Annotated in this window: 10 protein-coding genes; 4 read left to right on the plus strand and 6 right to left on the minus strand. The window is 58.0% G+C overall.

The features are described from left to right. Positions 1-4 precede the first annotated feature (4 nt). The 4 genes from JHD64_RS06820 to JHD64_RS06835 all read left to right on the plus strand — a co-directional run bounded on the left by JHD64_RS06820 (position 5) and on the right by JHD64_RS06835 (position 5366). Complete coding sequence (locus JHD64_RS06820; RefSeq protein ID WP_199052708.1) at positions 5-325, plus strand: DUF2523 family protein; 321 nt, start codon at positions 5-7, stop codon at positions 323-325. 172 nt (positions 326-497) lie between these two features. Beyond that, entirely contained in the window at positions 498-1709 is a 1212-nt protein-coding gene (locus tag JHD64_RS06825) for a zonular occludens toxin domain-containing protein (RefSeq protein WP_199052710.1), read from the plus strand. 728 nt (positions 1710-2437) lie between these two features. Next, the gene (locus JHD64_RS06830; protein WP_199052711.1) at positions 2438-3547 is read left to right on the plus strand and encodes a replication initiation factor domain-containing protein; all 1110 of its coding nucleotides are present in this window, start codon (positions 2438-2440) and stop codon (positions 3545-3547) included. 646 nt (positions 3548-4193) lie between these two features. Then, positions 4194-5366, plus strand: a complete 1173-nt coding sequence (locus tag JHD64_RS06835; RefSeq protein WP_233170372.1) for a tyrosine-type recombinase/integrase — start codon at positions 4194-4196, stop codon at positions 5364-5366. 88 nt (positions 5367-5454) lie between these two features. Here JHD64_RS06835 and JHD64_RS06840 read toward each other — a convergent pair whose 3' ends face one another. The 6 genes from JHD64_RS06840 to JHD64_RS06865 form a co-directional block, all read right to left on the minus strand. Then, positions 5455-6852, minus strand: a complete 1398-nt coding sequence (locus tag JHD64_RS06840; RefSeq protein ID WP_199052713.1) for an EAL and HDOD domain-containing protein — start codon at positions 6850-6852, stop codon at positions 5455-5457. A gap of 146 nt (positions 6853-6998) precedes the next feature. Then, on the minus strand, positions 6999-7649 hold the full coding sequence (locus tag JHD64_RS06845) for a TetR family transcriptional regulator (RefSeq protein ID WP_146215896.1): 651 nt from the start codon (positions 7647-7649) through the stop codon (positions 6999-7001). Positions 7650-7740: 91 nt separating this feature from the next. Continuing rightward, positions 7741-9180 (minus strand): AdeC/AdeK/OprM family multidrug efflux complex outer membrane factor, encoded by a 1440-nt coding sequence (adeC, locus tag JHD64_RS06850; protein WP_199052715.1) that lies wholly within the window; start codon positions 9178-9180, stop codon positions 7741-7743. Further along, positions 9180-12323 (minus strand): efflux RND transporter permease subunit, encoded by a 3144-nt coding sequence (locus JHD64_RS06855; protein WP_199052716.1) that lies wholly within the window; start codon positions 12321-12323, stop codon positions 9180-9182. The genes adeC and JHD64_RS06855 overlap by 1 nt, the downstream gene beginning before the upstream one ends. A 15-nt stretch (positions 12324-12338) precedes the next feature. Then, complete coding sequence (locus JHD64_RS06860) at positions 12339-13502, minus strand: efflux RND transporter periplasmic adaptor subunit (RefSeq protein WP_199052718.1); 1164 nt, start codon at positions 13500-13502, stop codon at positions 12339-12341. Between the two features lie 529 nt (positions 13503-14031). After that, positions 14032-15612 (minus strand): ABC transporter substrate-binding protein, encoded by a 1581-nt coding sequence (locus JHD64_RS06865; RefSeq protein ID WP_199052719.1) that lies wholly within the window; start codon positions 15610-15612, stop codon positions 14032-14034. Positions 15613-15685: the final 73 nt, after the last annotated feature.

Below are 15685 nucleotides of genomic sequence, written 5' to 3' on the forward strand. Positions count from 1 at the left end.
TACCATGCCAGCTTGGTTGATTCCTGTTGTTTGGGGTGTGATCACTTCAATTTTGAATGCGCTTATTGCTCGTATACTTACCGCAATTGGCGTTGGTTCTGTCACATTTATTGGTGTTAATTTAATCGTCGGTAAATTGAAAACGGCGATTATGGGCTTCACATCCGGCTTTGGTTCTGATGCTGTAAACATTCTTGGAATGTCCGGTCTTGGTGTTTGTTTCTCGTTATTATTTAGCGCTTATACAATCCGCCTTACATTAACCGGCATGGATAAGGCTGGTAATTTCTCGCAGATTAAGTTTTCTGGATTTGGGGGCAAGTGATGTCAACCGTGCCTTTTTTTATTTTTCCTCTATCGTGGTTGATTGCTTCTTTAATTTTCGCACTCCTTACTGAAAAGTCATTTAATCATCATAATTTACTCTCCGTTCTAACTTTTATATCTCTAAATATTTCATTTATTTTTTCCATTATTGTTATTCTAGGGTTTATAAAATGATTTACCTTATAACCGCAACACCGGGCAGTGGTAAAACTTTATTTACTCTCCAATGGCTTAAAGAAAAGGCTGATAATGAAAACCGTCAAGTTTATTACTCAGGCATTCCACTATCTGACAAAGGCAAAGAATTGCTTGGCTGGATTGAACTGGAGGACCCTGAAAAATGGTATGAATTACCTGCTGAGGCCATTGTGGTCATTGATGAGTGCCAAAGAATATTTGGCGTTAGGCGGTCAGGTGGCGTTGTTCCAAAGCATGTATCAATGTTCGAAACACACCGTCACCTCGGTATCGACGTTGTTCTTATTACTCAGCATCCAAGCCTTATGGATGCTCATATCCGTAAACTTGTGGGGACGCATCGTCATTTGGTTCGTCAGTTTGGCGCTCAGCGTTCGACATTGCTTACATGGCAAGAGGGTTGCCAAGAAAACCCGAACTCTCGTTCTGCGACTAAATCATGCTTGGATAACAAGGTATTCGTTTTTCCGAAGGAAGTTTACAGCTGGTACAAAAGTGCCGAAGCCCACACCCATAAATTCCAGATGCCTAAAAAGCTCAAGCAGCTTTTAATTCTCGCCGTATTCGTTGTATTTGCTTTGGGCTTTCTGGGCTGGAAGCTGTACCAGATGTTCTGGGTGACGCCTCACCAGATGCAAGCGCAGCTTGCGCCCGGCGCTCCGAACCCACAACAGTCGGGGGCTGGCTCCCCCTTACAAGGTGGGGCGGTCAGCGCCGGGGGGAAACCTCCGAAAACCATTTTAATGGCCATTCAGGAGAGGATTCCCCGTATTCCAGATTCTCCTGAGACTGCTCCGCGATACGACGACTTGGCTGTGCCGCGTACCTTTCCACGTATTGTTGCTTGCATTGCCAGTACCAAGAAGTGTGGCTGTTTCACTCAACAGGGTACGCCTGTTGATCTCCCCCTGGACAAGTGCAAGGCGAGGGTAGAGCGGTCGGAGTTTGACCCCTATGTTGATGATCAGCAGGCGCGCAGGGATGACCGCTATGCTGAACCGCGTAGCGTAGTTCCTGAGACCAACCAGCCTCGCCAATACCCGCTGCAAGGCCAGCAGGTGGGGCAGGCTGCACGTTCTCTTGAGTTCGGCGACTCTGACCCGCAGGGAAACCGTTTTGACGATCTGCGCCGTCCGGGCCTTGAGATGAAAAAGAGGAGGGCGGCAGCATCTGCCGCGAATTGAATGGACCTGATTTCTATACCGCTGTCTGCTGTCCTGCAGATCGCTATTGGTGCCGGCTTCTTCGGCGGTCTTGTTGCTTCACTTGCCCCTTTGTTGCTTCATTGGGCTGAGCCTTGGCTTCGCCTTGTCACGTATCCCATTTTTCGACGTTTGGCGCGTAGAGTTATCCGCCGTCGCGTTTAGCATTTTATTGCTGTCGATCTGCTCCAGCTCGTCCCCGGCCAGCCCGGCGCCGACCCCAAAACCCGTATTTCTTACTGCAGTAATAGCAATAATCTGCCTTTTATAGATCCATTCTCGGCAATATTTCACCTAGCCGGGTGTCAAGGGTTGAACCGGAGGCCGCAGCCCTGTTTACAGGGACCGGGCGAGGATTCATGCCCTTGACGCCCTGACCAGTCCCATAAGCTCCCGGCTGCGCCGGGGGAGGTTGCAAACATCCCCCGGAGCTGCCCAGCGGCGAGCGTTCTTTACGTATTCCCGTTTAGGGAATATTATGCTTTTCAACCAAGGGGCTTGATTGCCTCGCTGCAAGAAGTACCAAAAGCGAAACCCCTGATGAGCGCCAACTCAACAGGGGTTCTAAGTTCCTCTCAACTCGACTGAGTGAAACCATGTCCGAATTCTACCACGCGCCAGCGTCTGCGCAAGTGCAGGACCCCGTTATATGTAACACGGGGTCCAAATACCCCTCAAGGAGCTGCCTGTCTCGCGACGCAGACGGGGTTTTGCTCCCCATCAAGCTTGATTACCTCACTGTAATCAGTGAGTTATTGAATTCCCGCACTGTTGTTGAAGCCTTCAAACTCGAAAATCTATTTATCAAGCCAGTACGGCCTAAATTCGGCTATACCTACGCCTACCAAGTCCATGAAGACTCGCTCTTTACGTCTGACCCGATTGTCACGGTTTATGAGGGTGGCGAGTCTCAAAAGGGGACGATAATGTTTGATCGCTCCGGGCCTTTGTCTTCGGTCGCGCTGTCCTTGCTCCTGCGTTGCTTTGGCGCTGATGCCTTCCTGATGTCCCGCGCTGACTTTGCTGTTGATTTCGAGGCGCAGGATTTCTACCTTGATGCCCGGTCGTATGTTGTTAATGAGGTGGACAACTGGTCTGCAGGTGGCCAGCGAGGCCGCAAGCCGGGTGTACGTGAGATTAACGACTGTGCCACCGGCAACGGTAGCACGCTGTATGTCGGCTCTGGCCAGAAGTATCTTTTCCGGCTGTACGAAAAGGGCAAACAACTCAAACGCAAGGATGCTTGGAATTGGGTACGGGCCGAAGTTCAGTACCGACCAGACGGCAAGCCGGCTAAACGCAATGCATTTAAGAAGCTCGCCCAGGGCGATTATTTTTCGCTTTGGTGTGAGACGCCGTTTGCCAGATTCTCAGAGTATTTTTTCCGGCAACCTGCTGAACGCGTACGTGCTGAACAGCCGATTCGTGACACTGGCTTAGAGTCTCGCGCCAAGCATTTCATTAAGCAGTATTTTGGCTTTATGCAAGAGCTTGTCGGTCATCATGCACATGGTGACTGGTCTGAGCTTGGGGAAATCGTGATGCACTACAAGAAGCTGCTGCAAGTCGAGTCTCCAACATGGCAAGTAAGCGAGATGCTAGAGCGTGCAGCTTTGGAAGTAAGGTGTGAAGAAGAGTTGAAGGAAGAGAGTTCGCGCGGTTCGTATAATATATATTATGTCAAATATGATATCGGGCATGATCCAGTACAACAGGCAAGGCATCATCAAGCCCAGCCTGCCGGATGGGAGCGCCTTGTACACATCAGCTTGCACACCAGACTGTCTAAACACGGCTTGCTGACAGGAGGTTTTGCCTGAGCACGCAGTTGATTGCATTGGATGACTGCTGTACGGCTGGCAAGACAGACCACAGTCACCTGTCCCTGCATGACGCGCACAGCCAACCATCGGACCAGCAGGCTGTGCATTGCTTGCCAGTAGCTCGCCCAGCACTGTTTCGAATCAGGTCGAACATAGGGCTGCAGGCATGGCAAGGCTGCTTGGCCATCATGCATCCGGCAGTCGCTGGTGGTCGTGCAAGCAGCAGACGCGACATGCAGCACGCCATGCAGAAAATCCGTTGCCAACAGCTGGGTATCGGGTGTTTCGCTGATGTGGTGTATGGCATGGCGGGCATGGACGGAAATGGGCGGTCGTGGCCGATCGGCGACACCGGGAGTCGGCAGGATACTGTCCAGGCCCGCGCCCGGTTGCCTGCTGCGGGCTGGCAGGGCCACTCCTCCCCTGCGAGCCTGGCGTGCCTGCATGCATGCAGGCCCGGTCATGGCTGCGCTGGCGGCGAAATGAGCGTGTCGACAACAGCAGGCGAGTTGGCCAAAAGCTGGTTATAATTCACCATTATCCACATAATGTTGATATTTATTTCAATGAATAATTACAAATCAACCAGCATCCGCATGGCGGATTTGACTGCTGCCGGAGTGATTGATTGAATTTCCCTGCCTTGATTATTGAGACGGATGCCGATACTGCCACAGCCAGTTCGGCCACATTGCAGCCTGCCGCGGCGCATGGCTGGAATCGCCAGCAAGGTGCCTGTCTGATCGATGCTGATTCCGATGTCGAGGCTGTGCGCACCTGGCTCAAGGAATATCGCCAGCGGCCGCGCACGCTGGACTCCTACCGCAAGGAAGCCGAGCGCTTCCTGTTATGGGCCTCGCTCAAACGTGGCAAGAACCTGTCGGACATCAATCGCGATGATGTGCTGGAATACAGCGAGTTTCTGCGCAATCCGGATATCAGCTGGTGCGGGCCAACCCGGCCGCGCAGCCACCCGGACTGGAAGCCGTTTGCCAAGTGGTCGCCACACAAACACGGCCTGTCAGCGTCCTCCTGCCTGCAGGCCCAGGTGATTCTGGCCAATTTGTTCCGCTATCTGGTTGAAGCCGGCTATTTGCGCCACAACCCGTTCGCTCTCAAACGCGGGCGCACACCCGACGCACGGGTCATCCATGACGAACGTCTGCTGGAAAAAGAAACCATAGATTTCCTGTTCGACTGGCTGGAAACCTTGCCGGCGGAAACCGAGCGGGAAAAGCGCCATGCCGAGCGCGCCTTGTGGATCATCTCGCTGTACTACTACACAGCAGCCCGCTTGCGCGAAATTCCGACGGCCCGCATGGCAGACATCCGGCTGATCCGGGGTAACTGGTGGTTCCGGGTGACCGGCAAGGGTGACAAGGAAGGGCTGGTGCCGGTGCCGGCGGCGCTGTTGACCGCCTTGCAGCGTTATCGCCGTTTCCTGGGGCTGACTCCCCTGCCCTCGCCGGCTGAAACCACGCCACTGGTGTGCAGTGTGTATGGCGAGATGGCCGCCATCAGCGCCGATTCGCTGTACAAAATCATCAAGTCCATCATGAAATCTGCTGCGGATGATGCACGCGCCAACGGCCACAGCCAGATTGCCGCCAATCTGGAACATGCCACCACCCACTGGCTGCGGCATAGTTCGGCCTCGCATCAGCTGGAAGCCGGCCTGCCCTTGCTGACCGTCAGCCAGAACCTGCGGCATGCGCAGATTGAAACCACCCGGCGCTATCTGCATACCGAAGATGATGACCGGCATCAGGCCACCGTCAACTGGAGCAAGCCCGGCAAGCGCTCACGCGAGCAGTAGCGGATTGCGGGCGGTGGGCAGCAAGCATGCCAACTGCCCTGCCCCACCCCTTACAACTACAACGAGGCCAGCTCCGCTGGATAGGGCGCTACACCCCCTCCACATTGCTCTGCACTTCGCTTTCGCTCAGCACCTCTTGCGCCCACACCACCGCTTCCATATATACGCTGCTCACCTGGTCAAGCTCGATCTCCAGTTGCCCGGCCAGCTCGGCAATGCCTTCGCCATCGTCCTGCTCGCAAGCCATCGCCAGCTGCAAGGGGGCGGCAAACAGCCCTTTGTGCTGCAGCAGGGCATCCGAAATCATAAAGGGCAGGTCGAGCGGCTCCAGCGCCTCGGCCAGCGGCAGATTGAGCAAATCACCCAGCAGGGAAAACATGCCGGTCAGAAACAGGTGCTCGGCTTCCAGCTTGTTGCCACGAATGATGCCCAGCTCCTCCATGAAATGGGCACGGATCAAGGACTTTTCCAGCAAGGACAGGGTTGCCCCGCTGTCGCCATCCGAGCTGAACAGCAGCAATGACAACCACTTGAACAAGGCGCTGCGTCCCAACAGCATCAGCCCCTCGTCGATGGTCTGGATCTTGCGCGACAGGCCGTTCACCGGCGAATTGACAAAGCGCAGCAGCTTGAACAGCAGTAAGGAATCCAGCTTGAACTGGGCCTCTATCTCGGCCACCGGCGCATTAGCACGCAGCAGGCGCATGATTTCCAGCACCCTGCCCTGGCTGGCGGCTTCTTTCTGACTGACCCGGCTTTGCGCCACCGACAGATAAGAACCATGGAACAGTGCAAAACGGTCGCTATTGGGCGAGTGGCGGCATAGCGCCAGTTCTTCGGCCGTATTGATATTGCGCGCCAGCCAGCGCATTTGCGGATAACGTTGCGGCAATTGCTCCAGCAAGGGGAACAATGCCCGGGTATTGGGCGCGGCAAAGTCCAGCACCATGTAATCCACGCGCTGGTACAGCGCCAGCGCGACCGGAGCCGTGCCGTAGCGTGCCGGCTCCACGGCAAAGCGCAGGCCGGCGGCCCGCAGCGCATCCAGCTGTGGCATCAGGGTATCGGCCAGCTGTTCTCCATCCTGCAGCTCCAGCAGATAAATGGCGCTGGCGGCTGGCAGTTGCTGCTGCAGCAAATCATCCAGCGAGGCCAGTGACACATGAATGAATGCCCGCCGGTAAGCCAGCAGGCGGAAGATATTCATGTTTTTCAAGGTATTGAACAGCAACTGGTCGAAACTGCGGCGACTGGCGGCCGGCCGGGACACCGCCACACTGTCCTTGACGGCAAATTCGTAGGCGACAATGCGTTGCGACTGATCCTGAATGGGCTGGTGCGAAACAAAGCCCAGTGTCTGCGGCAGGCTGAAGGGAGCGGCCTGGACGGCAACATCCTCTTCGACCACGGTTTGCGGCTGCGCTGGCAGGCTGTCTGCTGCCGTCTCTCCCCGCCCGAGCAAGCCACCGAATATTTTTTTGAACATGATTCACTCTCTGACTGAAACGACTGTCTGGCCGAGCCCCCGCTAATGATGGCCAGCATGCCGACAGCCTGGCTGACAAGACAGGCAGGGCATGACCATGACAGTGTAGCCAGTATTGCTGCAAAGGGAAAATCAGATACTGCGGCTTACCGTGCGGCCGGTAGCCAGCAATCGGCGACAAACACGCCGGCAAAGAATGGCGTCAGCAGCTGTTCGCAATGTCTTTCCAGATCGACCACTTGCGGGTTGATCATCCAGCTGTCGACCAGGCCGCAAATCATCGAATGGAGGCAGCCGGAGGCACAGGCAAGATCGATACCCGGCCTGACCTGCCCTTTTTCCGCTGCTTGCGTCAGCATGGCGTGCAGATTGCCGACCTTGTCCCTCAGCCAGGTGCGATCCAGCAGATAGGAGTTTTGCATTTCGCCGACAAATTCGCAGCGCAGGTTGATGATGCCCACCACGCGGGCAATGCGCGGACTGGTGGCCACCAGCTGCAGCACTTCACAGCAGTGTTGCCACAAACGCTGCGCCGGACTCAGCTCCGGGCAATAGTCCTCGGCCAGCAGCGCCTGCATCATTTCCTCGAAGCGGGGAAAGGCCCGCTCGCACATGGCGTTGAACAGGTCTGACTTGTTATCAAAGTGCCAGTAGATGGCGCCACGAGTCAGCCCGGCATGTTCGGCGATACCCGCCAGTGTGGTCTTGCTGACGCCCTGCTCCCAGAACAGCTGCTCGGCAGCATCCAGCAGCAGCTGCCGGGTCTTGTCTGCTTCTTCTTTGGTCTTGCGTGCCATCTTGTCATCACCGGAATCATGGCCGGGTGCATCGCCCGGCCTTTGGAATAGGGTCTGCAACCGCCACGCCGCAGGGCATGGCGGTCTTGGCTTAGCCAGCCTGATCCGGCGCTTGCCAGCCACCACCCAGCACCTTGTACAAGGTCACCAGGTTGGACGCCTGCGACAAACGGGTGCTGATCAGGTTTTGCTGCGCAGCATACAGGCTGCGCTGGGCCACCAGCAAGGTGAGGTAGCTATCCACCCCCACCTTGAAGCGGGCCTCGGACAGCTGCAGGCTGCGCTGGCTGGCCTGTGCCAGCGCCTGCTGCGCGCGCAGCTGGGTACCCACCGTGCCACGCACCGCCAGCGCATCCGCCACCTCGCCAAAGGCGGTCTGAATGGCCTTTTCGTACTTGGCCACCGCGATATCCCGCGCCACTTTGGCTGACTCGAGATTGGCGCTCAGGCTGCCGGCATTGAAGATGGGCAGATTGAGCGAGGGGCTGAACGACCAGCTGCCACTGCCGGCCTTGAACAGATCGGACAGATTGCTGGAGCTGGCACCGGCACTGGCGGTCAGGCTGATGCTGGGAAAAAACCTGGCGCGCGCCGCGCCGATATTGGCATTGGCCGCTTTCAGGTCGTGCTCTGCCGCCAGAATATCCGGACGGCGCTGCAGCAGCGCGGACGGCAGGCCGGCCGGTACATCGGCAAGCCGGCCCTGGGTTTCCAGATCGCCACCTTGCAGGATGTCCGCCGGAATGCTGCTGCCCACCAGCAGGGTCAGTGCGTTTTCATCCTGTGCCAGCTGTCGCTGATAGCTGGCCTGGTCGGCCAGTGCCGTCTGTACGGTGGTGTCGGCATCGCTCAGGTCCAGCTCGGTTGCCGCGCCCACCTCCAGCTTGCGCCGGGTCAGTTCGTAGGAAGCCTGCTGCGACTTGAGCGTTTGTTGCGCCACTTGCAGGTGCTGCCGGTCGGCCAGCAGGGTCAGATAGGCATTGGCCACTTCGGCCACCAGCGAAATCTGCGTGCTGCGCCGGGTTTCCTCCAGCGAGAAATAGTTTTCCAGCGCCTGTTGTTTCAGGCTGGACAGGCGGCCGAACACATCCAGCTCGTAAGCGCTGAAGCCAATGCCGGCGCTGTAGCTGTGACTGGTATAGGCACTGCCGGTGCTGCTGGCATTGGCAGAAATCCGCTGATTATTGCCGCTGCCGCTGGCACTGACCGCAGGAAACAGATTGGCTTTTTCAATCTGGTACTGCGCGCGCGCCGCTTCGATATTCAGTGCCGCCACGCGCAGGTCGCGGTTATTCTGCAGCGCCAGTGTGATCAGCTGCCGCATGGCCGGATCGCTGAAAAACTGCTGCCAGGCCAGCTGATCAGCCGGGATGCTGCCCGCCGTGCTGGCAGGCACGCCCAGATAGGCCGGGCCGCTCGGCCATTGCGCCGCTACCGGCGACGCGGGCTGCTGATATTGCGGAATCAGCGAGCAGCCCGCCAGTGCAGTCGCCAACAGCGACAGGCTGCACAGTTTGATGAATCGGGACATTACAGGCCCTCCTTGCTGATGCCATGCAGCTCATCCGCCCGTTTCCTGGGCGGGAAGCGCCGACGGATGACCACGAAGAATACCGGAACCAGGAAAATCGCCAGCACGGTGGCGGAGATCATGCCGCCCATCACCCCGGTGCCGATGGCGTTCTGACTGCCAGAGCCCGCGCCATGGCTGATCACCAGCGGCAAGATGCCGAGAATGAAGGCCAGCGAGGTCATCAGGATGGGGCGCAGGCGCATGCGTACCGCTTCCATGGTGGCGGCAATCAGCTCCTGGCCATGCTCCTGCTGCTCCTTGGCAAATTCCACGATCAGAATGGCATTCTTGGAAGCCAGGCCAATGGTGGTGAGCAGCCCCACCTGGAAATACACGTCATTGGACAGGCCACGCAGGCTGGCTGCCAGCAAGGCACCGATCACCCCCAGCGGCACCACCATCATCACCGAGAAGGGAATCGACCAGCTTTCATACAGTGCCGCCAGGCACAGGAAAACAATCAGCAGCGAAATGGCGTACAGCGCCGGCGCTTGCGAGCCGGACAGGCGCTCTTCATAGGACAGGCCGGTCCATTCGTAGCCGATGCCGGCCGGCAGCTGCTTGATCATGTTTTCCATCTCGCTCATCGCGGTGCCGGTACTGACACCAGGAGCAGGAGAGCCCTGGATTTCCACCGACGACTGGCCGTTGTAACGCTCCAGTCGTGGCGAGCCAAAGCCCCAGTGCGAGCTGGCAAAGGCCGAGAATGGCACCATGCTGCCGCCGCTGTTGCGCACATACCAGTTGCCCAGGTCTTCCGGCGACATGCGGTAAGGCGCATCACCCTGCAGATAGACCTTCTTGATACGGCCGCGGTCGATGAAATCGTTGACATAGGTGGAACCGACCGCCGTGCTGAGCGTGCTGTTGATGTCGGCCACCGACACCCCCAGCGCATTGGCCTTTTCGTGGTCGACATCCAGCAGGTATTGCGGGTTGTCGCTCAGGCCATTGGGACGCACCGCCATCAATAGCGGGTTCTTGGCCGCCATGCCCAGCAGCTGGTTACGCGCAGCCATCAGCTTGTCATGTCCCAGACCGGCACGGTCTTGCAGTTGCAGGTCGAAGCCGGAGGCATTACCCAGTTCCATCACGGCCGGAGGCGCAAAGGCAAAGATCATCGCGTCGCGGATCTGGCTGAAGGCAGCCATGGCACGGCCGGACACCGCCTTCACGCTGAGGTCTGGCCGGTTGCGCTCATCCCAGGGCTTGAGCTGGACAAAGCCCAGGCCCATGTTCTGGCCGCTACCGGCAAAACCGAAGCCGGAGACAGTAAACAGCGAATTGACCGCCGGATCCGCCAGGAAATGCTTTTGCACCTGCAGCAAGACGGCATCGGTACGTTCCTGGGTGGCACCCGGTGGCAATTGCACCTGGGTAAACAGGATGCCCTGGTCTTCTTCCGGCAGGAAGGAAGTGGGCAAGCGCATGAACAACACCGCCATGGCGATGATGATGCCGATATAAATCACCATGTAGCGCAGCGATTTTTTCAGCATGCGGCCAACAATGCCTTGGTAACGCTCGCTATTGCGGTCGAAAGTGCGGTTGAACCAGCCAAACACGCCGGTGTATTCATGGCCGACACCATGGCCCTTCTCTACCGGCTTGAGCAGGGTGGCACACAGCGCCGGGGTCAGTACCAGTGCCACCAGCACCGACAGCGCCATCGACGACACCACGGTAATGGAGAACTGGCGGTAGATGACGCCAGTAGAACCGCCAAAGAAAGCCATCGGCACGAATACCGCCGCCAGCACCAGGGCAATGCCGATCAGTGCGCCGGTAATCTGCCCCATGGATTTGCGCGTGGCTTCGCGCGGCGGCAAGCCCTCCTCGCTCATCACCCGTTCCACGTTTTCCACCACCACGATGGCATCATCCACCAGCAGGCCGATGGCCAGCACCAGGCCGAACATGGTCAGGGTATTGATGGAAAAGCCGGTGGCCGCCATCACGCCAAAAGTACCCAGCAGCACCACCGGCACGGCAATGGTGGGAATCAGCGTGGCGCGGAAGTTTTGCAGGAACACATACATCACCACAAACACCAGGGCGATGGCTTCCACCAGAGTCTTGACCACTTCTTCGATGGAGATTTTTACAAACGGCGTCGTGTCATACGGATACACCGCCTTCACCCCCTTGGGGAAGTAGGCGGACAGCTCGGTCACCTTGTTGCGCACGGCCTGGGCGGTATCCAGCGCATTGGCACCGCTGGCCAGCTTGATGGCCACGCCGGTTGCCGGCTTGCCATTGAACAGGGCCTTGGTGCGATAGGTTTCGGCACCCAGTTCGATGCGCGCCACGTTTTTCAGCAGCACGCGCGAACCATCGGCATTCACCTTCAGCAGGATGTTGCCAAACTGCTCCGGGCTGGACAGCCGCGTCTGCGCCACGATGGTGGCGTTCAGCTGCTGGCCCGGCCTGGCCGGCAGGCCGCCCAGCTGGCCGGCCGATACCTGGGCGTTTTGCGCGGTAATGGCGGTGGTGACATCGCCGGTGGTCAACTGGTAGCTGTTGAGCTTGTTGGGGTCCAGCCAGATGCGCATCGAATACTGCGAACCAAACAGCGACACTTCGCCCACGCCATTGACCCGGCTCAGGGTGTCCTGCAGATTGCTGGCCACATAGTCACCGAGGTCGGTGCCGTTCATGCTGCCGTCTTCCGAGACAAAACCCACCACCATCAGGAAGTTACGTGCCGACTTGGTGACGGTAATGCCCTGCTGCTGCACTACGGTGGGCAAGGCCGCCATGGCAGACTGCAGCTTGTTTTGCACCTGGACCTGGGCGGTATCCGGATTGGTACCGGCATCGAAGGTCATGGTGATGGTGACCGCACCGGTGTCGTCACTGGTGGAGTTCATATAACGCAGGTGGTCGATGCCCTGCATCTTCTGCTCGATCACCTGGGTCACGCTGTCTTCCACGGTTTTGGCCGAAGCACCGGGATAGGTGGCGTTGATGGCAATCTGCGGCGGCGCGATGGCCGGGTACTGTGACACCGGCAGGCTGCGAATCGACAGCAAGCCGGCCAGCATGATCACGATGGCGATCACCCAGGCGAAGATCGGCCGGTCAATAAAAAATTTCGACATGACTCTTTTCCCGGTTTACTTGGCGGCAGAAGCAGTGGCAGCGAGGGGTTCCGCCTTGACGACGGCGCCATCCTGCACCTTCATCAGACCTTCCACCACGATGCGCTCGCCCCCTTGCAGGCCGCTGTCCACCAGCCATTTATTACCCACGGTCTGGCTGGTCTTGATGATGCGGGCGCTCACCTTGTTGTCCGGACCCACCACCATCACCACGGCCTCGCCCTTCTGGTTACGGGTAACGGCCTGCTGCGGCAACAGCAAGGCATGCTGGCGTACACCCTGCTCCAGCCGCGCACGGACAAACATGCCCGGCAACAGCTCGCCATTCGGGTTATCAAAGGTGGCGCGCAAGGTCACCATGCCGGTGCTGGCATCCACCGTGACATCGGAAAACTGTAGCTCACCTTCTTTGGCATATTCGCTGCCATCTTCCAGGATCAGCTTCACCTTGGCCTTGCCCGGCTGGCTGTGCAGTGCGCCCTTGGCAAAGTCACGGCGCAGGTGCAGCAGCTCGGTGCTGGACTGGGTCATGTCGACATAGGCAGTGGAGAGCTGCTGTACGGTGGCGAGGGCCGTGGTCTGGTTGGCCGTCACCAGCGCACCGGCGGTGACGCTGGACTTGCCGATACGGCCGCTGACCGGCGCGGTGATGCGGGTATAAGCCAGATTGATGCGGGCGGTTTCCACGGCCGCCTTGGCCGTGGCCAGGTCGGCGCGCGCCTGCAGCAAGGCAGCATGCGCATCGTCATTGTCCTGGCTGCTGATGGCCTTGATTTCTGCCAGCTGCGCATAGCGCCTGGCCTTCAGCTCGGCCGAGGCCAGGGTCGCCTCGGCCTTGGCCTGGCTGGCCTGGGCAGTCTGGTAGGCCGCCTGGTAGGTTTCCGGATTGATCTGGTACAGCACCTGTCCGGCCTTGACCTCGCTGCCTTCGGTAAACAGCCGCTTCTGGATGATGCCGCCGACTTGCGGGCGGATTTCGGCCACGGTAAAGGCGGAAATCCGTGCCGGCAGCTCGCGGCTGAGTATGGTGTCCTGTGCTTGCAGGGTGATGATGCCGACGCTGGCCGGGCCGGCAGCCGGCATGCCGGCGTTTTGCGACTTGCCGCAGCTGCTCAGTGCAGCCGACAGCAGCAAGGCGGCGACAAGCTTGAGAGCGGGTGATGCTTGCTTGATGTGCATAAACATTCCAGGGCTTGAAGGAAGATGAAGAACTGCACTGTGCCGGGTCTGCCTGCCCAGTCATTCAGTTGGCTTATTTTAAATACATACGCGACTGTATGCTTGCCAATATGCAGGTAAATTTTGGTAAAGCCGGGAGGCTCATTGATTGATGGGCAGCATTTTCGTCAGAAAATAGCAGCTTTTAAATCAAATAACTGGGTAATTTTAAATTATTTAATTATTAATAATGACATAAGTGCAACACTAAGTATGTTTACTTAGGTATTTTCACTAATTTGACGTGTATTTTCTTGGACGCATCCAGGAAACAAGTAAGATAGGACTAACAGATACAGCGAGCAGGCAAAGATATGCCAGCCGTCTGAATTGCTGTGAAACCTGCCGGGCAAGCCTTGGGGAAGGTGCCGGCAACGGTGTGCGAACACATCGGGGAAGATGCGTGCAAGCGGGAGCAGACTGCCAAGGCAGTCAACAAGCCAGAACTTGGCTGGCAGCGGGGATAATCCCGCTGCCAGCCAGGGGCGGCCTATTTCACATAGACATCCTCAAAGCCGAACGAGCCGTTCGGATTCATCACAAAGCCCTGTACTTCCTTGCGCATCGGAATATAAATGCGTGAATGCGCCATGGTGATCCACGGTCGCTCGCGTTTGAAAATTTCCTGCGCTTTCAGATAGTAGGCCGTGCGCTGCTTGCGGTCGTTGGTCTGGCGGGCTTTTAACAGCAGCTGGTCAAATTCCTGATTGCAGAAGCGCTGGCCATTCTTGCTGACACTGCAGGAGAGCGCGGTCCACAGAAAGTCGTCCGGATCGCCGGAGTCGCTGGTCAGGCCGCTCATATAGACATCATGCTCGCCCTGCCCTGCCCGTTTCAGATACTCGCCCCACTCGTAACTCTGGATCGTGGCCCTGACCCCTATCCTGGCCCAGTCTTGCTGGATCATTTGCGCCATCAGCTTGCCATTGGGGTTGGTTGGCCTCTGCACCGGCAAGGCCCACAGATTGATGCTGAAACCATCCGGATAGCCTGCCCTGGCCAGCAGCTGCCGTGCGCGTGCCGGATTGTACTCATTGCGGATCTTGCCATTCCAGCCCCACACCGCCGGCGGGAAAGGATTGACCGCCTGCGTGGCGCCTCCCCTGGGAAACAGCGCCTTGAACAGGGCGTCGCGATCAATGGCGATGTCCAGTGCCACCCGCACATCGCGACTGGCCAGCTGCGGCCGTTTCAGATTGTAGGCCAGATAGGAAATATTCATCGCGCCGGTGCTGTCCACCTTGATGTTGCGGTCGGCCTGCAGGCTGTCCAGATCGGCTTCGCGCACTGCGGCGGCCAGCTGGCATTCATTGTTCTTCAGCTTCTGGATGCGCACTTGCGGATCGGTGACGATGGCAAAAACCAGGCTGCGGGTAAGTTGCGGCCGCCCCCAGTAGTCGGCATTGGCCTGCAGGCGCACCGCCGAGTCCTTGGCGTAGCTCTTGAACTGGTAGGGCCCGGTGCCGACAGGCAGCTGGTTGATGTCGGCGGCACGGTTCTGCCGCAACAGCTGTTCGGCATATTCGGCCGACTGCATGCCGGCAAAACCCATGGCCAGAAAACTCAGAAAGGTGGCGTTGCGCTCTTTCAGCTGCAGCCGCACCGTGTAGGGGTCTAGCTTCTGCACGCTGGCCAGCGACTGGGCAATGCCGTAATTGGCCGGCCCCAGCAACTGGGTCTTGAATGCTGTGTTGAAAGGCAGTTCGGGCCTGATCCAGCGCTGCACGGTGAACACCACATCATCGGCCGAAAAGGGGCGGGTCGGGTTGAAGTAGTCGGTGTGCTGAAACCTCACGCCCTTGCGCAAGTGAAAGGTATAGCTCAGACCGTCTGCCGATATTTCCCATTTGCTGGCCAGTGCCGGCATGATGTCCACCCCGCCGCGCTTGAATGCAACCAGTCCCTGGAAAATCTGCCGGGTCACATTATAAGTAGATGCGCTATCCCATAGTGCCGGATCAAAGCCTTCCGGTGCCGTTTCGGCGCAGAACACCAGGGGCTTGGCAGCCAGTGCCGGCAGGGCTGCTGTGCCCAGACCCGCCAGCAGAAACAGCGTGTGCAGCTTCATCATTCTCTCCCTCATGCCGTGCTTGCGGCATTGCCAGCCAGCAAAGCCCGCATGATAACCGAAAGCACAGCCATGG

The sequence above is a fragment of the Aquitalea sp. ASV15 genome, assembly GCF_016429115.1.
GTDB lineage: Bacteria > Pseudomonadota > Gammaproteobacteria > Burkholderiales > Chromobacteriaceae > Aquitalea > Aquitalea magnusonii.